The organism is Streptomyces sp. NPDC043996, from assembly GCF_056435225.1.
Window position 1 is genome coordinate 270,740 of record NZ_JBWKEY010000003.1, and the last position, 21,330, is coordinate 292,069.

Annotated in this window: 21 protein-coding genes and 1 pseudogene; 4 read left to right on the plus strand and 18 right to left on the minus strand. The window is 69.8% G+C overall.

Features of this window, described 5'->3' with window-relative positions:
• Window positions 1–49: 49 nt before the first annotated feature.
• The 5 genes and pseudogenes from AC07A4_RS08605 to AC07A4_RS08625 all read right to left on the minus strand — a co-directional run bounded on the left by AC07A4_RS08605 (window position 50) and on the right by AC07A4_RS08625 (window position 3,753).
• Window positions 50–217: a hypothetical protein gene (locus tag AC07A4_RS08605; RefSeq protein WP_478594862.1), complete on the minus strand. Its 168-nt coding sequence runs from the start codon at window positions 215–217 to the stop codon at window positions 50–52.
• A pseudogene (locus tag AC07A4_RS08610) lies at window positions 217–1,575 on the minus strand (replication initiator). Before AC07A4_RS08610 ends, AC07A4_RS08605 begins: the two are co-directional and overlap by 1 nt.
• Window positions 1,576–1,886: 311 nt before the next feature.
• A complete protein-coding gene (locus tag AC07A4_RS08615; protein WP_478594865.1) occupies window positions 1,887–2,090 on the minus strand; it encodes a hypothetical protein in 204 nt (67 codons plus the stop codon).
• A complete protein-coding gene (locus tag AC07A4_RS08620) occupies window positions 2,087–3,388 on the minus strand; it encodes an FtsK/SpoIIIE domain-containing protein (protein WP_478594868.1) in 1,302 nt (433 codons plus the stop codon). Before AC07A4_RS08620 ends, AC07A4_RS08615 begins: the two co-directional genes overlap by 4 nt.
• Window positions 3,388–3,753 (minus strand): SCO3933 family regulatory protein, encoded by a 366-nt coding sequence (locus AC07A4_RS08625; protein WP_478594871.1) that lies wholly within the window; start codon window positions 3,751–3,753, stop codon window positions 3,388–3,390. The genes AC07A4_RS08620 and AC07A4_RS08625 overlap by 1 nt, the downstream gene beginning before the upstream one ends.
• 173 nt (window positions 3,754–3,926) lie before the next feature.
• Here AC07A4_RS08625 and AC07A4_RS08630 point away from each other — a divergent pair, with 173 nt between their 5' ends.
• On the plus strand, window positions 3,927–4,706 hold the full coding sequence (locus AC07A4_RS08630) for a GntR family transcriptional regulator (RefSeq protein ID WP_478594874.1): 780 nt from the start codon (window positions 3,927–3,929) through the stop codon (window positions 4,704–4,706).
• A 401-nt stretch (window positions 4,707–5,107) separates the two neighbouring features.
• Here the strand turns inward: AC07A4_RS08630 and AC07A4_RS08635 are convergent, their stop codons facing one another.
• Together AC07A4_RS08635 and AC07A4_RS08640 are read right to left on the minus strand one after the other, a co-directional pair.
• Window positions 5,108–5,407 carry a hypothetical protein gene (locus AC07A4_RS08635; RefSeq protein WP_478595910.1) on the minus strand — a complete coding sequence of 100 codons (300 nt, stop codon included), beginning with the start codon at window positions 5,405–5,407 and terminating at the stop codon, window positions 5,108–5,110.
• Between the two features lie 322 nt (window positions 5,408–5,729).
• Window positions 5,730–6,197: an ATP-binding protein gene (locus tag AC07A4_RS08640; protein WP_478594877.1), complete on the minus strand. Its 468-nt coding sequence runs from the start codon at window positions 6,195–6,197 to the stop codon at window positions 5,730–5,732.
• A gap of 251 nt (window positions 6,198–6,448) precedes the next feature.
• Between AC07A4_RS08640 and AC07A4_RS08645 the strand changes: the two genes are divergently transcribed.
• On the plus strand, window positions 6,449–7,801 hold the full coding sequence (locus AC07A4_RS08645; RefSeq protein WP_478594880.1) for a tetratricopeptide repeat protein: 1,353 nt from the start codon (window positions 6,449–6,451) through the stop codon (window positions 7,799–7,801).
• Between the two features lie 67 nt (window positions 7,802–7,868).
• Here the strand turns inward: AC07A4_RS08645 and AC07A4_RS08650 are convergent, their stop codons facing one another.
• On the minus strand, window positions 7,869–8,042 hold the full coding sequence (locus tag AC07A4_RS08650) for a hypothetical protein (RefSeq protein ID WP_478594883.1): 174 nt from the start codon (window positions 8,040–8,042) through the stop codon (window positions 7,869–7,871).
• A gap of 284 nt (window positions 8,043–8,326) precedes the next feature.
• Here AC07A4_RS08650 and AC07A4_RS08655 point away from each other — a divergent pair, with 284 nt between their 5' ends.
• Window positions 8,327–9,016, plus strand: coding sequence for a hypothetical protein (locus AC07A4_RS08655; RefSeq protein WP_478594886.1), 690 nt, complete (start codon window positions 8,327–8,329; stop codon window positions 9,014–9,016).
• Window positions 9,013–9,516 (plus strand): hypothetical protein, encoded by a 504-nt coding sequence (locus AC07A4_RS08660; protein ID WP_478594889.1) that lies wholly within the window; start codon window positions 9,013–9,015, stop codon window positions 9,514–9,516. Before AC07A4_RS08655 ends, AC07A4_RS08660 begins: the two co-directional genes overlap by 4 nt.
• A gap of 166 nt (window positions 9,517–9,682) precedes the next feature.
• Here AC07A4_RS08660 and AC07A4_RS08665 read toward each other — a convergent pair whose 3' ends face one another.
• The 10 genes from AC07A4_RS08665 to AC07A4_RS08710 all read right to left on the minus strand — a co-directional run bounded on the left by AC07A4_RS08665 (window position 9,683) and on the right by AC07A4_RS08710 (window position 21,329).
• Entirely contained in the window at window positions 9,683–9,838 is a 156-nt protein-coding gene (locus AC07A4_RS08665; RefSeq protein ID WP_478594892.1) for a hypothetical protein, read from the minus strand.
• A gap of 48 nt (window positions 9,839–9,886) precedes the next feature.
• The gene (locus AC07A4_RS08670; protein WP_478594894.1) at window positions 9,887–11,827 is read right to left on the minus strand and encodes a TIGR03960 family B12-binding radical SAM protein; all 1,941 of its coding nucleotides are present in this window, start codon (window positions 11,825–11,827) and stop codon (window positions 9,887–9,889) included.
• A gap of 96 nt (window positions 11,828–11,923) precedes the next feature.
• Window positions 11,924–13,462 (minus strand): CYTH and CHAD domain-containing protein, encoded by a 1,539-nt coding sequence (locus tag AC07A4_RS08675; RefSeq protein WP_478594897.1) that lies wholly within the window; start codon window positions 13,460–13,462, stop codon window positions 11,924–11,926.
• A 60-nt stretch (window positions 13,463–13,522) separates the two neighbouring features.
• The gene (rodA, locus tag AC07A4_RS08680; RefSeq protein ID WP_478594900.1) at window positions 13,523–14,719 is read right to left on the minus strand and encodes a rod shape-determining protein RodA; all 1,197 of its coding nucleotides are present in this window, start codon (window positions 14,717–14,719) and stop codon (window positions 13,523–13,525) included.
• Window positions 14,719–16,971 (minus strand): penicillin-binding protein 2, encoded by a 2,253-nt coding sequence (gene mrdA / locus AC07A4_RS08685; RefSeq protein WP_478594903.1) that lies wholly within the window; start codon window positions 16,969–16,971, stop codon window positions 14,719–14,721. The genes rodA and mrdA overlap by 1 nt, the downstream gene beginning before the upstream one ends.
• A 95-nt stretch (window positions 16,972–17,066) precedes the next feature.
• Window positions 17,067–17,741, minus strand: a complete 675-nt coding sequence (gene mreD / locus AC07A4_RS08690; protein ID WP_478594906.1) for a rod shape-determining protein MreD — start codon at window positions 17,739–17,741, stop codon at window positions 17,067–17,069.
• A gap of 13 nt (window positions 17,742–17,754) precedes the next feature.
• The gene (gene mreC / locus AC07A4_RS08695; RefSeq protein WP_478594908.1) at window positions 17,755–18,708 is read right to left on the minus strand and encodes a rod shape-determining protein MreC; all 954 of its coding nucleotides are present in this window, start codon (window positions 18,706–18,708) and stop codon (window positions 17,755–17,757) included.
• 270 nt (window positions 18,709–18,978) lie between these two features.
• Complete coding sequence (locus AC07A4_RS08700) at window positions 18,979–19,998, minus strand: rod shape-determining protein (RefSeq protein ID WP_030362602.1); 1,020 nt, start codon at window positions 19,996–19,998, stop codon at window positions 18,979–18,981.
• 362 nt (window positions 19,999–20,360) lie between these two features.
• Window positions 20,361–20,774 carry a nucleoside-diphosphate kinase gene (gene ndk / locus AC07A4_RS08705; RefSeq protein ID WP_478594911.1) on the minus strand — a complete coding sequence of 138 codons (414 nt, stop codon included), beginning with the start codon at window positions 20,772–20,774 and terminating at the stop codon, window positions 20,361–20,363.
• A gap of 213 nt (window positions 20,775–20,987) precedes the next feature.
• Complete coding sequence (locus AC07A4_RS08710; RefSeq protein WP_478594913.1) at window positions 20,988–21,329, minus strand: DUF4233 domain-containing protein; 342 nt, start codon at window positions 21,327–21,329, stop codon at window positions 20,988–20,990.
• Window position 21,330 lies beyond the last annotated feature (1 nt).

Genomic DNA, 21,330 nt, shown 5'->3' on the forward strand with positions numbered 1-21,330 from the left:
GGCAGCCAGGGAGGCGCCGGTGGCCACACCTCATATATAGGGAGTGGGCTCACCGGCTTCCCTCGAACCAGGACGAGGGGTCGAACACTTCCTCCGTGCCGTCTTCGTCCACGATCACGATCTCACTTTCGATCTTGCCCTCCAGCGCGACCTCGGGGGAACGACTCGACGGGAGCCAGTCGGCTGCCGGAGAGGTGCACTCGGGAGTACCCGCCATCAGCGCCGCCACCCGTCCGCCGCCCTTTCCTCCGCGCAGCACTCGCGGGACTGCGCGAGGTCCTCAGCAACCCCGGCGGCGATGAGTGCGGCACCGCAGGTGTGGCCGGACTCGATGTAGCGCCAGCGAGCGTCCGTGACGGTTCCGGACTCGGTTGTCCGTCCCCGGTGCTCAGCGCGTTCGACGCGCAAGGCGGCGTACGTGGTGGAGTAGGCGCGCGACTTGGTCAGGATGTGACCCCGGTAGCCGAGGGTGTGGGTCCAGGCCCGGAGCCGCAGCGGCGCGTACTCGGGGAGGCCGCCGAGGCGCCAGCAGGTACGCATGAGGGTGCGGACGTGGGCGGTGACGGGGGCGGTGGCTATGTCGTCCCAGGTGGTGAGCCTGTGGTCGGTGCCCGCTCCGGTTTCGCTGGCGCCTTTGGTGACGTACTTGGCGACGTAGGCGGCCACCGCGTCGTCATCGGGGCCGTGCCCGTCGGCGTGGACGGAGCGGGCATCGAGCTGAGTGCCCCAGTGCAGGACGAGTTCGCCGACGGCGGCGCTGTAGGGGGTGCGGACGACGACACGGCTCGCGGCCGCGCGCACGGCGTGGGCGAGGAGTTCCGCCGTAGCCCAGGGCGGGGGTTCGTCGTCGGGTCCGGCGGGGCCGTCGAGGCGGATGACGGCGTGGAGGTGGATGGCGGCGCGTTGCTGGTACTCGGCGATGCGGGCGAAGGACAGGCGCGCGTGCGCGTGGAAGCGGGACTATACGAGGCCGACGGCGGCGGCGAGGCGGCGCCGGACGTCGATGGCGAATCGGTCCCAGAGCTTTGCGGCGTGGGCGTGCCACAGGACGTGGGCGGTGTAGTCGTAGCAGGCCGGGCACAGCGGTTGGCCGACGAGGGCGGCTTCCGGGGCGTGGGCGGCTCCGCAGCCGAGGGGCCGACCGTGCTCGCAGCGTCCGCGTTCCCGGCGGGGGCGGCAGAGGTCCCCGGCGCGGTGCACGGGGCCGAAGGACGGGGCGGTGAGGGTGACGAAGAGGCGGGGCCGGTGGCGGACGGTGGTGGGGACGTTCTTGCCGCCGAGCAGGCCCGCGCGGACGAGGTGGTAGGTGTCGCCCGCGTGGAGGCGGGAGCAGGGGGCGCAGACGGTGTGGCGTCGGTTGCGGCAGCGGACCAGGAGGCGTTCGCCGGGTTCGTCGCGGGTGTCGTAGTGGTGGACGATCGCACCGGTCGCGGTCTCGTAGGTGGTGGTGGAGCCGGAGAGGTGGATGGGGTGGGCGCAGCCGCCGGTGGCGGTGATCTGGGCCAGCCAGCGGGGGAACTTGGGGTCTTGGGCGATGCGTAGGGCGTCGCGGTCTGTTTCGGGGAGTTGGCGCAGGCGCGCCGCGCGGTCGAGGACGGCGCGCCTGGCAGCCGGGGTGGGCTCGGGGGTGATGGTGGGGACCTTCCGGGGTGGGCCGCCGCAGCGGCACGGTTGGGGGTGGGTGGCGCAGTGTGGTCCATGGGCTTCACTCCTTGTGCGGGTTAGCGGGTTGGCGGGCGGTAGGTCAGCGGATGGTTCCGGTGCCCCGGCAGTAGCGGCAGCGGTGGCGGTGGCCGGTCCAGGTGGAGCGGGCGCCTTCGCCCTTGCAGTGGGGGCATTTCACGCGGCTCATGGGCATGACGGGGGATGCCTTTCGGGGTCGGCGGTCAGTGCTGGGAGAAGCCGTTGGTGAGCCAGGTGATGAGTTCGTGGACGTTCAGGGCCACCGGGGTCTGACCGAGGTAGATCCCGAGCAGGACGGCGCAGATGGCGTGGTGCACGCGCATGTCCCGGGAGCGGACGAGGAAGACGGTGACGGTGCCGAAGATCAGCGCGAGGGAGAGCGCGGCGCCTTCATTGATCACAGTCACGGGGTGCCTCCCTGGAGGGCGGCCAGCGCGTGAGCGACAGCCGGAAGGGGCGGGGTCAGACCGGCGTGCTTGTCAGCCGTGGACCGGGCTTCCTCGGTGGTGGTCAGGTGGGAGCGGGCGCGGCTCCAGCCGCCGTCCGGGCCGGTGCACACCGCCACGCCCTTCTCCTGTGCGGTGATCGACTGCGCGACCGCCACGGCGTCCTTGTTCAGGTCTCCCAAGGCCATCTCGGCGGTGCCGGGGTCGTGGACGCGGTGGCAGACCCGGCCGCCAAGCTGCGCGCGCAGGGCGGTGACACCGGACCCAAGGTCGGAGCCGACGCGCTGCCCGGCGACGACCAGGTGCATGCCCAGCGCGGCGCCAAGCTGGGCCAGGCGCAGCAGCAGGGTGGAGCAGCGCTCGACTTCGGCCCGGCTTTCACGGGTACCGTCGGACAGGTACAGCTCGGCCAGTTCGTCGACGATCACCACGACGGGGACGGGTCGGAGCTTGTCGGGCAGTTCCCAGATCGAGCGCACCCCCGCCGCACGGCACTCACGCATCCGGTCGTGCATGTCCTCGACGAGCGCGCCGAGCACGGCCACCGCCTCACGCCTGCACGTCGTCAGCGCCGACAAGCGGCGGGCCACCAGACCGAGTTCCATGCCGCCCTTGCAGTCGATCCCGACCAGCGCGACGTCCTGCGGGGCAAGCTGAGTGATCAACCGGGCCAGCAGCGTCGACTTCCCCGACCGGGTGGCCCCGGCGATCAGCCAGTGCGGGGTCAGCCGCAGGTCCATCACCCACGCCCCGCCGCTCTCCAGCACCCCGACGAGCGCGGCCAGGTGCGAGGTGGGTGCGGAGACCAGGCCAGGCCGCTGAAGCGGATCGCTGGCCGTGGCCGCCAGCACCACCACACCCCGCTCAGGGGACGTGACGCGTACGGCGTGCATCTTCCAGGCGTGCGCGAAGGCATCGGCCGCCTGAAGATACGGCGCCGGGGTCTGCCCCGCATGCAGCCGCACCACCACCCGCAGGCCCATGCGCTGAGCGCGAGGGAAGGAGACGCGCGGGGCCACCGGCCGCAGCGGATCACCCTTGACCACCAGATCCCCGAGCAGCCCCCGCGCCGGGCGCTTGGAGACGGCCAGGTCGTTGAGGACCGCGACCCGGCGCCAGGTGAACAGCACCCGCAACGCCGCGATGGGGTAGCCGGTGACGTACCAGTGCCAGACCGGTCGCAGCCGCCGTAACTGGTCCCCGATCACCAGCAGCCAGGCCAGCACGGCTAACACGAAGGCGAGCAGGACGGCATCCATCAGGCGCCCCCGCCCGCCTTGCCGGACCGGGCCACCTGGGGCGCGGTCGTGCCCGGCATGGGCGTGATGGCCTCCGCGCGGAAGCTCACGCCATGACGGTCACCCATCGCCCAGGCGAACGCCGTCAGCCCGGTGACCTTGACGATCTGCCCTTCCTCCAGACCCTTCGGCTCCCCGGCAACCGCGATCTCGATCACCGAGATCCGCCGCCCGTCCTGCCGCACCATCACGGCCACGGTGTAGACGGTGTTGCCGTCCCGGTCCTTCTTCACCTCTCCGGTCTCGCTGTTGCCGATCTTCACTTCCGGCGTGATGGCGCACCGCAGTACGCCTAATCGCGTCGTGTCCACAGGTATGGACTGCACTTTGTTGGCCTCCTTGGCCACTTGAGGCATCAGGAGCTCTTCCTGACGTCACTTGTCCTTACGAGTGAGGAGCATGGAGCTCTTCACGGTCGAGGTGCAACTACTTATGCTGACGAGTGATGTCACGCGTGCGACGTGACGATGACTTAGACGCCGATGACGAAGGTGCCCAGATGACGGAGATCCAACGCCCCGGAGCGCTCTACCAGCAGGTCGCCGCCGCCATCCGCGAAGCGATCCTGTCCGGCGAGTTCACGCCCGACAGCCCGCTGCCGTCCGAAGCACAGCTCATGACCCGCTACCAGGTCTCCCGCCCCACCGTCCGCAACGCCATCGCCGCCCTGCGAGCCGAAGGCCTGATCGACGTCCGACACGGCAAAGGCAGCTTCGTACGCTCCGACGGACAACCCGCGGTGACCCTGGAGCGCCGCATCACCCGCACTCGCGAAGGCCGCTTCACACTGCCCGACGGCACCGAGTGGGACGAGGCCGAGGCACCGAGCACGTACCGGTCGCGCACCACGAAGGAGACCGGCCATGCCCTCAACCTCGGCGAAGAGGAAGCCCTCTTCTGCTGCGACCGCCTGCTCACCGACCCCGCCACCGGCACCCGCGCGATGCACCGGACGTCGATCCCCTTCGAGGCCGCCGAAGGCATCCCGCACCTGGCCGAAAGTCCGGATCAGCAGCCCGTCGCGCTCTACGGCCTTCTTGATGCGGCCGGGCACAAGCTGACGTGGTCCGAGACCGTCCGCGCCCGTATGCCGCTGCCCGACGAACGCAGCGCCCTGAAGCTCCCGGACGCCACACCTCTGCTGCACCTGGCCCGCATCACCCATGGCACTGACGGCCAGCCCCTGATGCTCGAAGAGCTCCGCGTGGGCGCGGACCGCGCCGAACTCGCCTACCGGATCACTGCTGACAAGCAGCCCGCACGCCGCGCCCGCGCCTGAGGGCAGCGCAGCTGTCGAAACTTCCTTCACTTCCTCAAGGGCGCGCCTGCGGCGCGCCGGGCCGCCCGGGCGCCCCGGCCGGGCGTGCGGCGTACCCGCCGGTCCCGGCCGGACGCCCAGCGCCCCACACCGCAACACTCCTACGGACGGAGCGCCTCGACCAGTAGCTGAGGGCCGGGACCGTCGTGGCCGGGGGTCGGCGATCTGAGGCTTTAGGCAGCCACTTTGGCGCGAGCCTCGAAGATCATGGCCCCAACGTCGTGCCTTAGCGGGCAGGTCCACAGACTGCCCGACGCGCCGGAAGCTTACGGGGCCATGATCACTCGCGCCAAAGCAGCTCCAGCCCAAAGCCTCAGCCCACCGACGTGCCCACGTGCGCCGCTCACCGGGCGGACGGCGCCTCATGCCGCACCACCGCCCCCGCCGCTCGCGGTCAACTCCAGGAGCCCGGCGAGCCGGTCCACCGCACCCGGGGAACCCGCCAGCCGCACGAGACCGCCCCCGCCCTCATCCGTCGAGGCGACACAGCGCATCTCCCGCAGCTCGAAACCCGCGCTGAGGAGCGCACGGTTCAACCGGTCGGCGGCCTCCCGCGCCTCGCGCCAGCCCGCCAGGTAGTCGACGCCGGGAACCCACGAACCGAAGTCCCCGCCCGCGACGCCCAGGCTGTCACTCAGCCAGTCCTCACCCGCGCCAGTCACTTCGCTCACCTTTACCTTGATCGAGATAACGGATCGTCAACTCACTTGCGCCAAGGTCGAGATGCAGCACTGCGACCCCGGTACCATCGGGCACCGGGGGCCGCAGAGTCCCCAGCCGGGCCACCCTTCGCTTTTCCAGGGCTGATGGGGTGGCCCGGTCTCGGTATGAGGTTGTGGAGTGCGGCCCCCAGGAATAGGGGCCCAGAGGCCGCACCCCCCATGCGGCCGGAGTTGGGTGGACAACCGGCCGTACTCCGACCCGCCGTCGTCACCTCCCCGGCGCACGAGAAGGCGCACAGGGCAACGGCGAACCGGAGGGTCTCTACGTGGCGTTGTCGAGATCGAAGCGGGCCCACACCGTCTTGCCGCCCTGCCCCTCCGGTGACCACCACACCGAGTCAGCGAGCCGCTGAACGATCAGCAGGCCGCGCCCCCGGTCCGGTAGCAGCGCCTCTGGTAAGTCGCTCGCCAGGGCAGGCGAGACGCACTCGCCCACGGGCAGGTCCGGCGGAGTCGAGTCCTCATCACCTACGCCAATGCACAGCAGCCCGGGCCACGTGGCCACGGACACGTCCACCCGCCGACTGGCCCCGGGGCGCGCGAGATGCCCATCTGGAACGGCGTGCTGAATCACATTGCCGACCAGCTCCGAGACCACGAGCCGGACGTCATCGCACCAGGCACCGAGCCCCCAGTCCTCAAGCCACGTACGGAGCGTTTCCCGGGCCACCCGGGCGGCGTCCGGCGACTCGGCGAAGAGCGTCAGCGCCCGGTAGTGCCCAGCGTTCACCGGCGCCGCACCGGGATACGGACCGCCACCCCCGGCACCCTTCGAAGGGCTCTCATGCCGCCGGACTCGCCTCGCGTTCATGACACAGCCACCGTCCCGGGCCCACTCCCGCCGGGCCGCTCCCGGCAGGGTGCAGCGAGAGTGCACCTCCCACCCCCGCTGTCGCTCCCCCCTCTTGGGGACCCCCCTCGTGGGTACACTCGCGAAACGGGTACACGAGAAGATCAGGTCAATCACGATGGGGAAGTGAGATGGCCGGAGTCGCTCCGACACCAGCAGCATTGCCGCCGCACGTCCTGGAACGCGCCGACGTCCGCGCGGCCATCGCCCACCACGACTTCGGCGAGGTCTTCCGCCTCGCGAAGCTCCACGGCAACATCAGCTACGCGAAGATCGCCGAAGCCGTCGGCTACAAGCGCGAGCACATCGGCAAGATGGCCCGCTCCGAGACCAACGGCACGGGCGTACGCCCCCGGATCACCCAGCACTTCAATATCCTCGAAGTAGTCGACGGCCTCCGCATCCCGGGCCACCTCGCAGGCCTCACCCCACGCCCGTGGGAGCTGGAACGGACACCGGAAACATCTCAGGCAGACGACCCGAGCACTCTCCTCGCCCAAGGCGGCGCAGGCCTCTGGGACATCGCCGAACTGCTCCGCCGAACAGAGATGTCCAGCATCAACAGCGCGGCCCTGGAGTCGATCGAGCAAGGCATCGACCAGTTGGCCCGCGCGTACCCCTACGCGGACGCCGACTACCTCCACCAGCGCACCCGCAACGGCTTGCAGTACGTCACCAAGCAGCTTGAGAGCCGCATGACCCTGCGGCAGCACCGAGAGCTCCTCGTCGACGCCGGATGGCTCTTCCTCCTGAACGCGTGCGTCCAGTACGACCGGGGCCAGCGCGAGGCCGCCAACCTCAGCAAGGCCGCAGCACTCCGCATCGGCGAGGAGGCCGGGCACGGCGAGATCAAGGCGTGGGCGTGGGAGATAGAGGCGTGGTTCGCCCTCACCCAGTGCCGCTGGGACGACATGCTCACCGCAGTGGACGCCGGACACGCCGCCGATCAAACCCACTCCGTCGGCGTCCAGTTGTACGCCCACAAGGCCCGCGCCGCAGCCCGCATGGGAGATGCCCGCCTGGTCCGCGACTCCCTGGACGCCGGCCGCGCCCGCCTGGAGCGCCTGCCCCGCCCGGACCACCCCGAGCACCACTTCATAATCGACCCGGACAAGTGGGACTTCTACGAAATGGACGCGTACCGCCTACTCGGCGACGACGAACGCGCCGCCACCCACGCCCGCTCAGTCATCCGCATCAGCACGGGCCCCGACGGAACCGAAATCTCACCCATGCGCGCGGCAGAGGCTCGCCTCACGCTCGGTGTCGCTTCCGCTCGCACCGGGGAGATCGAAGGGGCAGTCGACATGGGCACCGCAGCCCTTGAGGCCAGCCGGAAGTCACTGCCATCCCTGCTTTTGGTCGCCGACGAGTTGGACAGGGAACTTCGTTCCCGTTACCCGCGCGAAGCCGCCACGCGAAACTTCCACGAGCAGATCACAACGATCAGACGCGGCGCAGCCGGGCCAGAGCTTCCGTTCTAATCTGGCGCAGTCCTCCATACCTCAGCATCCGGCGGGATCTCCCCCGCCAAGGGCCCCCACCCGCGTGTCAGATGCGCCGAGAGTTGTCGACCAGATCCGACCATCCGATGCTCATGATCAGCGCGGCGATGGCGATCAAGAGAACACTCAGGGCCAGCGCGTAGAAGAGAACGATCCGGGAGAGGTCCTTGTGCTCCGCGACCGTGCGGGGTCTGCGTGGGGGCAGTGCCGTCTGACCCATCTCCGCCACCTTCTTCCGTCACACCGGTCGGAGCGTCACAGGCCACACGCCGAAGCGCTTCGGCCGGAAGGTGCTGAGTCCAGGGTCGCACCATGGAGCCACCGTCGCTATTCGTCCAGTACCCCAACGAGTCACTCCTTGCCGTCAAGGTTCGACTCACACGGCCGCTCCACTCCAGCTCAAATCTCGCTCAGAAGATCCACTCAGTGATCGACTGTGACCGGTGAGTAGCTGTACGTTTCTCCCGACCCGCCTGACCAGGCGATAACAGAAGAGGGGAACCCATGCGGAGTTCGTCGATGCGGCGTGCGCTCATACCGGCCGCAGCTCTTGCCCTCACCGCGACACTGACCGCCACGGCCAACGCCGAGGAACCTGCGGACTCCGCGCCCGAGGAGGTCAGCTCCGAGCAGGTGGCCACCCAGGAGACCAGCGACAGCGCGGTGGAAGGCTCCACTATGTCGCCCGCCGAAGTAGCCCTTGAGGACAAGCTCGACGCCCTCCCGGAGGTGACCAACGATGCCTCCGCGCCGCCTCGGTGCGACTACCCGTACAAGAAATGGTACAAGACCACGAGCAAGAAGAACTACCACGTGCCGTCGTGGTGGAACGGCACCCTGTACAAGGACGGCCCCGGCGGCACGATGAAGGTCAAGGTCGAGAAGGCCGGAAAGGTCAGTGTCGAGGTGAGCGGCAGCGTCGAGGCCAGCGCCAACGCCATCATCGCCAAGTCCAAGGCCACGTTCGGTATCAAGGTCGTCGCCGAGGTGGGGATCACCGTCGGTCACGAGTACAGCCATGACATTCCCGGCCGCAAGTACGGGCACCTGCAGTACGGTTCATGGGGCTACAAGACCAAGTGGACCAAGTACGAGACGAGCGCCGACCGCTGCGGCAAGGTGAAGCTCGGTTCGGGCAGCGCCAAGCTGCCCACCAAGGCGACAGGCTGGCGCTTCTGGACCACGAACTCATGAGCACCCCGCGGCAGCACGTGAGGCCCGCGCTGCTGGTCGGCGCCGCGCTGTCCTTCACTCTGATGACCGGATGCACGAGTGACTCCGACGGATCGGACGAACCGACCGAGAAGAGTCGTCCGACGTCCAGCATGAACGCATGGTCCGACGACCAGCAGAAGCTGGGCAAGCGCGTGCGGGAAGCGCTGGGCACGGAGACGATCGACGACAGCGACCCATCGTTCGTCGAATCCGGCCTGGAGCGCGTCAGCGACGGGGTTCATGTCCGGCCGGAGCTGACCGAGGGAACCTCGTACGAGCTGGCGGTCGCTTGCGCGGGCACGGGGAAGATCAGCCTCTCGGTCTCATGGGGGAAGCCCGCCCAACGAACCGTGGACTGTGACGGCGTCCCGGCCACCCAGCGAACCGTGGGGTCGCGGGACGAGTTGGAGGTGGACACCAAGGGGCTGTCCGGCGCCACCGGCATGGTCGGCTGGCGGATCAGCAAGGTCGAGAAGTAGACGACCTCCGGCAACGCGGAACGCACTGTGCCCCCGTACCTCGAAAGAAGTACGGGGGCACAGCCATGACCCTGAAACCGGAACGAGTGGCGGCAGCCGCCGAGGGCCACTAGCGGCGAGCAACGCGGGGCCCAAGCCCAGAGCGCCTCGCAGGCGCTCCCAGGCCTCAGACCCACTCCACCTCGCACGGGATGCCCGGCGAGCCGCCAGGTGGCGGCAGAGGCGTTCTCGGGGCCGCCGAGGCGGGCGGCGCCTCCCGCTTGCCCGAGGCGCCCGCCGCGCGCAGCGCCGCGACGACCTCAGCCTCTGTGACCTCTGCCACAGCCCCAGCGATCCGTCGCAGCGCCTCACTCACCCCTCAGCCGCCGTTTCAGCTGGTCACAGGCGTCTTCTTGACCGTCAGAGGCAAGAGCTTCTTGCCGGTCGGGCCGATTTGTATAGCCGTATCCATCTGCGGACACACACCGCAGTCGAAGCACGGCGTCCAGCGGCAGTCCTCGACCTCGGTCTCGTCGAGGGAGTCCTGCCAGTCCTCCCAGAGCCAGTCCTTGTCGAGGCCGGAGTCCAGGTGGTCCCAGGGCAGGACCTCTTCGTAGGTGCGCTCGCGCGTGGTGTACCAGTCGACGTCCACGCCGAACGGGGCGAGGGCCTTGTCGGCGCAGGCCATCCAGCGGTCGTAGCTGAAGTGCTCGCGCCAGCCGTCGAAGCGGCCGCCGTCCTCGTAGACGGCGCGGATGACGGCGCCGATGCGGCGGTCGCCGCGGGAGAGGAGGCCCTCGACGATGCCGGGCTTGCCGTCGTGGTAGCGGAAGCCGATGGAGCGGCCGTACTTCTTGTCGCCGCGGATCTTGTCGCGGAGCTTGGCCAGGCGGGCGTCGGTCTCCTCGGAGGAGAGCTGCGGGGCCCACTGGAAGGGGGTGTGGGGCTTGGGCACGAAGCCGCCGATGGAGACCGTGCAGCGGATGTCGTTGGAGCCGGAGACCTCGCGGCCCTTCTGGATGACGTTCATCGCCATGTCGGCGATCTGGAGCACGTCGTCGTCGGTCTCGGTGGGCAGGCCGCACATGAAGTACAGCTTCACCTGGCGCCAGCCGTTGCCGTAGGCGGTGGCGACGGTGCGGATCAGGTCCTCTTCCGAGACCATCTTGTTGATGACCTTGCGCATGCGCTCACTGCCGCCCTCGGGGGCGAAGGTGAGGCCGGAGCGGCGGCCGTTGCGGGTCAGCTCGTTGGCCAGGTCGACGTTGAAGGCGTCCACGCGGGTGGAGGGGAGGGACAGGCCGATCTTGTCCTCCGTGTAGCGGTCCGCGAGGCCCTTGGCGATGTCGCCGATCTCGGTGTGGTCGGCGGAGGAGAGGGACAGCAGGCCGACCTCTTCGAAGCCGGTCGCTTTGAGGCCCTTGTCGACCATCTCGCCGATGCCCGTGATCGAGCGCTCGCGCACCGGGCGCGTGATCATGCCCGCCTGGCAGAAGCGGCAGCCGCGCGTGCAGCCGCGGAAGATCTCGACCGACATGCGCTCGTGGACCGTCTCGGCGAGCGGGACCAGGGGCTGCTTCGGGTAGGGCCACTCGTCCAGGTCCATGACGGTGTGCTTGGACACGCGCCACGGCACGCCGGACTTGTTCGGCACGACGCGGCCGATGCGGCCGTCGGGGAGGTACTCGACGTCGTAGAACGCCGGGATGTAGACGCTGCCCGTCTTGGCGAGGCGGAAGAGGACCTCCTCGCGGCCGCCGGGGCGGCCCTCCGCCTTCCAGGCGCGGACGATCTCCGTCATGTCGAGCACGGCCTGCTCGCCGTCGCCGATGACCGCCGCGTCGATGAAGTCCGCGATCGGCTCGGGGTTGAAGGCCGCGTGGCCGCCCGCGAGGACGATCGGGTCGTCCAGACCGCGGTCCTTGGACTCCAGCGGGATGCCCGCGAGGTCCAGGGCCGTGAGCATGTTCGTGTAGCCCAGCTCCGTGGAGAAGGACAGGCCGAAGACGTCGAAGGCCTTCACCGGGCGGTGGGAGTCCACGGTGAACTGCGGGACCTTGTGCTCCCGCATCAGCTCCTCCAGGTCCGGCCACACGCTGTACGTGCGCTCGGCGAGGACGCCGTCCCGTTCGTTCAGTACCTCGTACAGGATCATGACGCCCTGGTTCGGGAGCCCGACCTCGTACGCGTCCGGGTACATGAGCGCCCAGCGGACGTCGCAGGAGTCCCAGTCCTTGACGGTGGAGTTGAGCTCGCCGCCTACGTACTGGATCGGCTTCTGCACATGCGGGAGCAGGGCTTCGAGCTGCGGGAAAACCGACTCGACAGACATCGCTGGACCTTCGTGAGCTGACAGGGGTGACCCTCAAGCCTAACGTGGCCGGGGCCCTGTCCCCGTCACACCATCGGCGCAGCGCCCCGAGCCGGGTCAGCCGCCGAGCGCCGCCCGCAGCCTGGGCCGCGCCGCCTTCGCCCACACCTCGGGCAGCTCCCGCTCCCGGGCCGCCGCGGCCGCCTCCTCGCGGCCGTACAGCAGGCCCCAGGTGAACGTGGACTCGCCCGCCGCGTGCGCCTGGATCGCGAGGTTCCGCAGGGTCTCGCGGGCGACGACGCTGTCCTGGTGGTCGCCGAGCACCGTCTGCACGGCCTTGACCCGCTTGGCGAAGCGGCCTGCGGGCTTGCCGAGGGCAGGCCGCGCCGCCTCGCCCGCGTACCGGGCGCGCTTGGCCGCCTTGCGGGCCTCGTGCAGGGCCAGGTCGCGCTCCTCGCCGGGGGCGAGGGCGAGCGCGTGGTCCACGCGGGTGGCGAGGCGGTCGAAGTCCTTGAGCACGGCCTGCGGCAAGGCCCCGGTGGCGGGGGCCGCGGCGGCCTTGCGCAGCGGCGGGTCGGCGAGCAGCGCGTCCAGGGCGTCGAGCAGGGCCAGGTAGCGCTTGCCGTCGAGCACGGCGATGGTGCGGCGCCGGGAGCCGGTGCGGCCCGCGACCGACCAGATCCGCAGGCGGGCGCGGACGGGGCCGAGGCGCAGGGTGCGGGGGACCTCGGCGAGGCCGGTGGTGAGGCGGTCGGTGAGGACCTCGCGGTCGCGGTCCACGCCGAGCTCCCCGGCGAGCCACTTCAGCTCCTCGCCGAGCGGGTCGGTGACCGTGCGGTCGAGGATCTTTCCGTACGACTTGAAGGCGCTGCGCATGCGGCGGGTGGCCACGCGCATCTGGTGGACGGAGTCGGGGAGGTCCTGGCGGACGGCGGGGTCGAGCGCGACGAGGGCGTCGCGCTGCTCGCGGAGGTAGGCGAGGACGTGGTGACCGGCCGTGTCACCGGTGCCCGGCGCCGAAGGCCGCGCTGACCCGTCCCGCGGGGCCCCGGCCCCGGTCTCCGCCAGGGCCCGCGCCAGTTTCGACGCCGTCTTCGCCCGCCGTACGCCTGCTTTCCGCAGCCTCTTCTCGACCTTGTCCAGGAGTGCCGGGTCGCCGGACTCCCCCAGCTCGACCTCGACCTCCGTCCAGGACGTGCTGCCCTGGCCGCCGCTCAGGCGCTCCGCGCGCACCCGGTCCACGCAGACCTCCGCGAGGAGGCCGCCCGAGGCGTCCACGAGGTGCCGTACGTCCCGCGCCGACCTGAGGCGTACGACCGGCGCGAGGCGCTCGCCCCGCACCCGGGAGCGGACCAGGCCCGCCAGGGCGCGCGGCACCTCGTCCGAAAGGGGCGCGTGGACCTCGTCGCGCACGCCCTCGGCCAAGGAGACCGGCAGCTTCAGGTGCCAGCCCGCGTCGGCGCCGCCGGTGCGGCGGCGCAGGGTGGTGGAGGCGGCGGCGAGCCGCTGGTCAGGAGTGTCGTAGTAGACGGCGTCGAGGTCGGCGACGCCCTTGTCGACGACGTCGGCCACGCCCGCGACACCCCGCAGGTCGGGGAGGCTCCCGTCGGCCCCGGCGTCGTACTTCCGCTCGATCTCGCGCTTCGTCTCCGCCATGCACCGAATCTAGACGCGATCCGGGGCGCTGGGCAGTCCCCGAGCGCCCCGGTAGCGGGATCACGCGGACAGCGGGCGCTGCACCTTGATCGACTGGAGGAGGCCGACGGCCACCCAGGTGGCGAACATGGAGGACCCTCCGTACGACACGAACGGCAGCGGGAGGCCCGCCACCGGCATGATGCCGAGGGTCATGCCGATGTTCTCGAAGGCCTGGAAGGAGAACCAGGCGATGATCCCGGCGGCGACGACGGTGCCGTACAGCTCGGTCGTCTCGCGGGCGATGCGGCAGGCGCGCCACAGCAGGACGCCGAGCAGCAGCAGGATGCCGCCCGCGCCGACGAAGCCGAGCTCCTCGCCCGCGACGGTGAAGACGAAGTCGGTCTGCTGCTCGGGGACGAACTGTCCGGTGGTCTGGGAGCCGTTGGTGAGGCCGGTGCCGGTGAGGCCGCCGGAGCCGATCGCGATGCGGGCCTGGTTGGTGTTGTAGCCGACACCCGCGGGGTCGAGCGCGGGGTTGGCGAAGGCGGCGAAGCGGGCGATCTGGTAGTCGTCGAGGACGTGCAGCTGCCATATGGCGACGCCGCCGAGCGCGCCGGCGCCGATCAGGCCGAAGATCCAGCGGTTGGAGGCGCCGGAGGCGAGCAGCACCCCGAGCACGATCATCACTATGACCATGACCGAGCCGAGGTCGGGCATCAGCATGATGATCATGATCGGGACCGCGGCGAGGCCGAGGGCCTGGACGACGGTCCGGTGGTCGGGATGCTCCTTGTCGCCCGCGTCGACGCGGGCGGCGAGCATCATCGCCATCCCCAGAATGATCGTGATCTTGCAGAACTCGGAGGGCTGGAGCGACTGGCCCGCGATGACGATCCACGCGTGGGCGCCGTTGATGGTCGCGCCGAGCGGGGTCAGGACCAGCAGGATCAGGAAGACGGAGAGGCCGTAGAGGATCGGCACGGCGGTGCGCAGGGTGGTGTGGCCGAGCCAGATCGTGCCCGCCATCAGGGCGAGGCCGATGCCGATGTTGATGACGTGCTTGAACACGAAGGCGTACGGGTCGTCGCCGACGAGTTCCGTGCGGTTGCGGGTCGCCGAGTAGACGAGCGCGCTGCCGATCACGGAGAGCGCGAGGGCCGCGAGCAGTATCGGCCAGTCCAGCCTGCGCAGCATCGAGTCGCGGGCGAACAGGCGGGCCATGGTGGAGCGCTCGGGGCCGTAGCCCGAGACGGAGAACCCGTTGGTGCCGGCCATCAGTCGCGCCTCCAGTTCGCGGGCGCGCCCGCGAGCTCCTGCTGGTCGTCCTGCGGATCGCCCTGCGGGTCCTGCGGGTCCTGCGGATCTTGCGGATCTTGCGGATCGCCCTGCTGTTGCTGCTCCTGCGGCGGCTTGGGCTTGCCGGGCTTGAAGGGCTTGACCTTCGGGGCGTCGATGGAGCCGTCGGCCTGGATCTTCGGCAGGGACTTCTGCGGCGCGGGCAGCAGGGCCTTCTTCAGGTCCTGGTTGCCGCTGTCGTCCAGGCCGTACATGGCGTTGTAGATCTGGCGCACGGCAGGGCCCGAGGCGCCGGATCCGGTGCCGCCCTGGGAGATCGTCATCACGATCGAGTAGTCCTTGGTGTACGTCGCGAACCACGACGTCGTCTGCTTGCCGTAGACCTCGGCGGTGCCGGTCTTGGCGTGCATCGGGATCTTGTCCTGCGGCCAGCCGCCGAAGCGCCAGGCGGCGGTGCCCTGGGTGGCCACGTCCGCGAGGGCACCGTCTATGTCCTTGCGCAGGGCCGCGTCCATGGGCAGCTTGCCGTGGGCCTTGGGCTTGATCTCCTGGACGTGCTTGCCGTCGGGGCTGATGATCGCCTTGCCGACGGTGGGGTCGTACAGGGTGCCGCCGTTGGCGATGGCGGAGTAGATGGTGGCCATCTGGATGGGCGTGACGAGCGTGTCGCCCTGGCCGATGGAGTAGTTCACGGAGTCACCGGCGCGCATCTTCATGCCTTCGAGGCAGTTCTCGTAGGCGATGCGCTCGGCGTAGTCGCCGCTCTTCTTGCCCTGCTTGCACCAGGCGTTCTTGTTGGCCTGCCAGTAGTCCTTCTTCCACTGGCGGTCGGGGACGCGGCCGCTGACCTCGTTGGGCAGGTCGACGCCGGTCTCCTTGCCGAGGCCGAACTGGTGGGCGGTCCGGTAGAACCAGTCCTTGGGGTCCTTCGTGGGCTTGTTGCCGCCGTCCTTGCGCCACTCGTCGTGCGAGAGCTTGTAGTAGACGGTGTCGCAGGACACCTCGAGGGCCTGGCCGAGCGTGATGGAGCCGTGGCCCTGGGACTCGAAGTTCTTGAAGGTCTGGCCGCCGATCGAGTACGAGCTGGGGCAGGGGTAGCGGCCGTCGAACTCGTAGCCCGCGTTGACCGCCGCTGTCGTCGGGATGACCTTGAAGATCGAGCCGGGCGCCGCCTGGCCCTGGATGGCGCGGTTAAGCAGCGGGTAGTTGGACTTCTTGCCGGTGAGGCGGGCGTAGTCCTTGCCGGAGATGCCGCCGACCCAGGCGTTCGGGTCGTACGTCGGGTTGGAGGCCATGGCGACGATGCGCCCGGTCTTGTTCTCCATGACGACGACAGCGCCCGCGTCGGCCTTGTAGTTTTCGCCAGTGTTCTTGTCGAACACGTCGCGCGCTTTCTCCATCGCGTCGTTCAGCCAGTACTCGGACACGGCCTGGACGCGGGCGTCGATGCTGGTCACGACGTTCGAGCCGGGCTCGGCCTTGTCGGACTTGGCCTTCCCTATCACCCGGCCGAGGTTGTCGACCTCGTAGCGGGTGACGCCCGCCTTGCCGCGCAGCTGCTTGTCGTAGGTGCGCTCGAGGCCGGAGCGGCCGACCTGGTCGGAGCGCAGGAACGGCGAGTCGGTGTCCTTGGCCTTGTTGATCTCGTCGTCGGTGACCGGCGAGAGGTAGCCGAGGACCTGGGCGGTGTTGGCCTTGCCGGGGGCGCCGTAGCGGCGCACGGCGGTGGGCTCGGCGGTGATGCCGGGGAAGTCCTCGGAGCGCTCGCGGATCTGGAGGGCCTGCTTGGGCGTGGCCTCGTCGGTGATCGGGATGGGCTGGTAGGGCGAGCCGTTCCAGCAGGGCTGCGGCGTCTTGGAGTCGCAGAGGCGGACCTTGTCGGAGACGTCCTTGGCGCTCATGCCGAGGACGTCGGCGAGCTTGGCGAGGACGCCCTCGCCGTCGTCCTTCATCTTCATCAGCTCGGTGCGGGACGCGGAGACGACGAGGCGGGTCTGGTTGTCGGCGATGGGCACGCCGCGGGCGTCGAGGATCTCGCCGCGCACGGCGGGCTGGACGACCTGCTGGACGTGGTTGCCGGAGGCCTCCTCGGCGTACTCGGCGCCGTTGCGCACCTGGAGATACCACAGGCGGCCGCCGAGGGTGAGGAGCAGCGAGACAACGAGGATCTGGATGACGACGAGGCGGATCTGGACGCGCGGCGTGCGGCCGGTCTCCGGGATGTTGGTCATGGGCGGAGCCCATTCCTTGGAAGGGTGGTGGTGGGCGACGGGTGGGCGGTCACTGCCTCACTCCTCCCCTGGTCCGTACGTCAACTGCGGTGCGCTCACAGGCGCTTGACCCCCTTGATGCGTCCGGCGCGGGCCGCGCGGACCTTGGCCGCCTTGGTGCGCAGGCCGCCGCCGCGCTGGTTGCCGATGCTCAGGCCGGTGCCGGAGGACAGCCAGCCGGAGGAGACGTCGGCCGCCTTGGTGTTGGCGGGGCTCTCGCCCAGCGGGTCGTTCTCGGCGCGCCGGGCCAGGGCGATGATCAGCGGGATGGTGAACGGCGCGAGCAGCAGGTCGTACAGGGCGGCCGTGAACAGCAGTCCGCCGAGGCCGACGTGGCGGGCGGCGTCGTCGCCGACGAGGGCGCCGACGCCCGCGTACAGGAGCGTCGAGCCGATGGCGGCGCCGACCACGACGAAGAGCGGGCCGCTGGCGGAGCGAAGGCGGCCGGTGTCGGGCTTGGCGAGGCCCGCGAGGTAGCCGATGACGCACAGCACGAGGGCGTAGCGCCCGGCGGCGTGGTCGGCGGGCGGGGCGAGGTCGGTGAGCAGGCCCGCGCCGAAGCCGATCAGGGCGCCGCCGACGTGGCCGTAGACGAAGGCGAGGCCGAGGACGGTGAGCAGCACCAGGTCGGGGACGGCGCCGGGCAGCTGGAGCCGGGCGAGGACGCTGACCTGGATGACGAGGGCGACCACGACGAGGGCGCTGGAGAGCAGGATCCGGTTGAAGCGCATGGTGTCAGTGCTCCTACTGCTCGTTCTGCCCGGCGTCGCCGTCGGCCGGCGCCTGTCCGGGCGGCGTCGCGGTGACCGTCACGGTCGGGGTGGGCTTGGGCTTGGCGGGCTTGTCCGGCAGGACGCTGTCGCGGGGGTCCTCGCGCGGGGCCTGGACGACGACGCCGACGACGTCGAGGCGGGTGAAGCCGACGTAGGGCCGTACGTACACGTTGCGGGTCAGGTCGCCGCCGGAGGGGTCGACGCGGACGACCTCGCCGACGGGGACGCCCGGCACGAACGGCTTGTCGGCCTGCGAGCCGAAGGTGACCAGGCGGTCGCCCTTCTTGACCTTCGCCTTGCCGTTGAGCATCTGGACGCGCAGCGGGCGGTCGCCCTGCCCGGAGGCGAAGCCGAGTTCGTCGGTCTTCTCCATGCGGGTGCCCACGGTGAAGTCGGGGTCGTTGGCGAGCAGGACCGTCGCGGTGGTGGGTCCCACGGTGGTGACGCGGCCGACGAGGCCGTCGCCGTTGAGGACCGTCATGTCGCGTTTGATGCCGTCGTTCGCGCCGGCGTCGATGGTGACCGTCCAGGAGAAGCCCTGGGCCGCTCCTATGCCGATGACCTCGGCGCCCTTGATGCCGTACTGTCCCGCGCCCGCCTTCTTGAGCAGGGCGTCGAGCTGTTTGACCCGGCTGCGGTTGCGGTCGTCGCTGCCGAGCTTGGCCTTCAGGGCGGCGTTCTCGCGCTCCAGTCGCGCGACGCGGTCGTGGCGGTCGCCGGAGTCACGGACCGCGCCGATGGCGTTGCCGATCGGGTCGACGGCCGTCGCCATGCCGTCCTCGACCGGGCCGAAGACCGTGGCGGCGGCCTGTCGGGCACCGTCGACCGGTGAGTCCTCGCCGCCGCGGATGTCCACCGTGATCAGTGCGAACGCGATGGCGATCAGCAGCACCAGGAGCAGCCGGCTCTCTCGTGTGTCCCTCACGTGCGGCGGCCGTGCCTTCCTCAAGTCGGAATTCTGCGGCCCAGGATCCACGGCGCCGTCGAGGTCCGCGGGATGCTGGTGCCTTGCCCAATTTTTAGGTCTTGCCTATATACCACGCGGGTTTGCTACGCGGTGTCCGCGTCCGTCCCCGGCCTGACCACTGGCCTGACCGCTGGTCGGGCCGGGCTCCCGGGGGCGCCCCGGGAGGTACAGCAACGATCCGCCGCACGAGGCCGCGGGCACTCGTACGGCGGATCCTTTCACGTCAGCTCATCTGCGCGGCTGGGCGTCCAGCACCTGCTGGAGCGCCTCGAACTCCTCGACGCACTTGCCCGAGCCGAGCGCCACGCTGTCCAGCGGGTCCTCGGCGATGTGGATCGGCATGCCCGTCTCGCGGCGCAGGCGCTCGTCCAGGCCGCGCAGCAGGGCGCCGCCGCCGGTGAGGACGATGCCGCGGTCCATGACGTCGCCGGACAGCTCCGGCGGGCACTTGTCGAGGGTCGTCTTGACCGCGTCGACGATGGCGTTGACGGGCTCCTCGATGGCCTTGCGGACCTCGGCGGCGGAGATCACGACGGTCTTCGGCAGGCCGGAGACCAGGTCGCGGCCGCGGATCTCGGTGTGCTCGTCGGCGTCCATGTCGTACGCGGAACCGATGGTGATCTTGATCTGTTCGGCCGTGCGCTCACCGAGGAGGAGGGAGTACTCCTTCTTGATGTGCTGGATGATCGCGTTGTCCAGTTCGTCGCCCGCGACGCGGATGGACTGTGCCGTGACGATTCCGCCGAGGGAGATGACGGCGACCTCGGTGGTGCCGCCGCCGATGTCCACCACCATGTTGCCGGTGGCCTCGTGCACCGGCAGGCCGGAGCCGATGGCCGCGGCCATGGGCTCCTCGATGATGTGCACCTGGCGGGCACCGGCCTGCGAGGACGCCTCGATGACGGCGCGGCGCTCGACGCCGGTGATGCCGGAGGGCACGCAGACGACGACGCGCGGGCGGGCCAGATAGCGACGCTTGTGGATCTTCAGGATGAAGTAGCGCAGCATCCGCTCGGTGATCTCGAAGTCGGCGATGACGCCGTCCTTCAGGGGACGCACCGCGACGATGTTGCCCGGTGTGCGCCCGATCATCTTCTTGGCTTCGGCGCCGACCGCGAGGATGCCGCCGGTGTTGGTGTTGATCGCGACGACGGACGGCTCGTTGAGTACGATCCCCCGACCCCTGACGTACACCAGCGTGTTGGCGGTCCCGAGGTCGACAGCCATGTCACGGCCGATGAACGACATGTTGTTCCCCATGAGGATGCGTCTGGCCTTCCCTAGTGGAGCGTGTGATGGCTTGTTAGGTAGGCGAGGTGGGTGCTGTGTGGCGTGGAGGCTTCCATCGTAGTCTCGCCCGCACGTGCACGGCGCGAGGGTCTGCGCCATTGTCAGCAGATGATGTGCGGCCCCGCCTTTGGAGACGTGCCATCCGAGGCACGGGTTCCCCCAATCGGGGCGCATATGCCAAAAGGACGGCCGAATTTCTTCGGCCGTCCCTGGTCAGCGGGCGCGGTGTACTGACTCCTCGTCAGCGCGTCAGGAAACTCTGACGCGTTTCTGGCGGGGTCTTTTCGGCGGCCTTTTCGGCCCCCTGCCGCGCCGGGGTCTCAGCTGAGACCCGGAAAGAAGATCTTCAGCTCGCGCTCGGCGGACTCGGCGGAGTCCGAGGCGTGGATCAGGTTCTCCCGCACGATGGTGCCGAAGTCGCCCCGGATGGAGCCGGGCGCGGCCGCGATCGGGTCGGTGGGGCCCGCGAGCTGACGGACGCCCTCGATCACGCGCTCACCCTCGGCGACCAGCGCGACGACGGGGCCGGAGGACATGAAGGCGACCAGGGGCTCGTAGAAGGGTCGGCCGACGTGCTCGGCGTAGTGCTGCTCCAAGGTGGGGCGGTCGAGAGTGCGGAGCTGCAGCGCGACGATCTTCCAATCGGCCTTGCGTTCGATACGGCCGATGATCTCGCCGACCAGTGAACGCCGGACGGCGTCCGGCTTGAGGAGGACGAGAGTGCGCTGAGTCATGGTGTGCGGCTCCTTGCAGGCCAGGGGGTGGGTCTGGTCGGCCTGAGGCTACCGGGTGTCACTGAGGTGGCGGCACCCGGACCGGAGGACCCCCACAGAGGTGGGGAGCAGTCCACGCTGATCGGCGAGTTCTTCGTGATCGGCGGATCACCTCCGCGTCGGCGGAGAGGCCCAGGTACCGCGTTCAGTTAATCACCTGCTACTGACAGCGCCCTAAGACGCCTCCGTCTGAGCCGCGTGCCGTGCCCTCGCTTCGTCGATCTGGCGCCCGAAGTGCACTGACGCCCACCAAAGCGCCGCGAACATCGCTCCCAAGATAAACATCATCGGGACCACGAAACCGCTTGCGACCAGCGCGATCTGCAGTGCCCACCCCAGCTGCACTCCACCTGGCCTGGTGATCACGCCACACAGCAGCACGCACAGCAGCATCGCGACGCCGCACACCGTCCAGACCGTGGCCATGGACAAGTCCGGATCCTTCATGGCGACCAACCCCGCGAATCCCACCACAAAGAATTCGCCGATCAGCGTCGAAGAACAGAGCGTGCGCACG

Bases quoted from the DNA above. Each gene is read 5' to 3' on its own strand.
- AC07A4_RS08605 (WP_478594862.1), bottom strand. From the start codon at position 217: ATGGCGGGTACTCCCGAGTGCACCTCTCCGGCAGCCGACTGGCTCCCG.
- AC07A4_RS08620 (WP_478594868.1), bottom strand. From the start codon at position 3,388: ATGGATGCCGTCCTGCTCGCCTTCGTGTTAGCCGTGCTGGCCTGGCTG.
- AC07A4_RS08630 (WP_478594874.1), top strand. From the start codon at position 3,927: ATGACGGAGATCCAACGCCCCGGAGCGCTCTACCAGCAGGTCGCCGCC.
- AC07A4_RS08645 (WP_478594880.1), top strand. From the start codon at position 6,449: ATGGCCGGAGTCGCTCCGACACCAGCAGCATTGCCGCCGCACGTCCTG.
- AC07A4_RS08650 (WP_478594883.1), bottom strand. From the start codon at position 8,042: ATGGGTCAGACGGCACTGCCCCCACGCAGACCCCGCACGGTCGCGGAG.
- AC07A4_RS08655 (WP_478594886.1), top strand. From the start codon at position 8,327: ATGCGGAGTTCGTCGATGCGGCGTGCGCTCATACCGGCCGCAGCTCTT.
- AC07A4_RS08660 (WP_478594889.1), top strand. From the start codon at position 9,013: ATGAGCACCCCGCGGCAGCACGTGAGGCCCGCGCTGCTGGTCGGCGCC.
- AC07A4_RS08670 (WP_478594894.1), bottom strand. From the start codon at position 11,827: ATGTCTGTCGAGTCGGTTTTCCCGCAGCTCGAAGCCCTGCTCCCGCAT.
- AC07A4_RS08675 (WP_478594897.1), bottom strand. From the start codon at position 13,462: ATGGCGGAGACGAAGCGCGAGATCGAGCGGAAGTACGACGCCGGGGCC.
- rodA (WP_478594900.1), bottom strand. From the start codon at position 14,719: ATGGCCGGCACCAACGGGTTCTCCGTCTCGGGCTACGGCCCCGAGCGC.
- mrdA (WP_478594903.1), bottom strand. From the start codon at position 16,971: ATGACCAACATCCCGGAGACCGGCCGCACGCCGCGCGTCCAGATCCGC.
- mreD (WP_478594906.1), bottom strand. From the start codon at position 17,741: ATGCGCTTCAACCGGATCCTGCTCTCCAGCGCCCTCGTCGTGGTCGCC.
- AC07A4_RS08700 (WP_030362602.1), bottom strand. From the start codon at position 19,998: ATGTCGTTCATCGGCCGTGACATGGCTGTCGACCTCGGGACCGCCAAC.
- ndk (WP_478594911.1), bottom strand. From the start codon at position 20,774: ATGACTCAGCGCACTCTCGTCCTCCTCAAGCCGGACGCCGTCCGGCGT.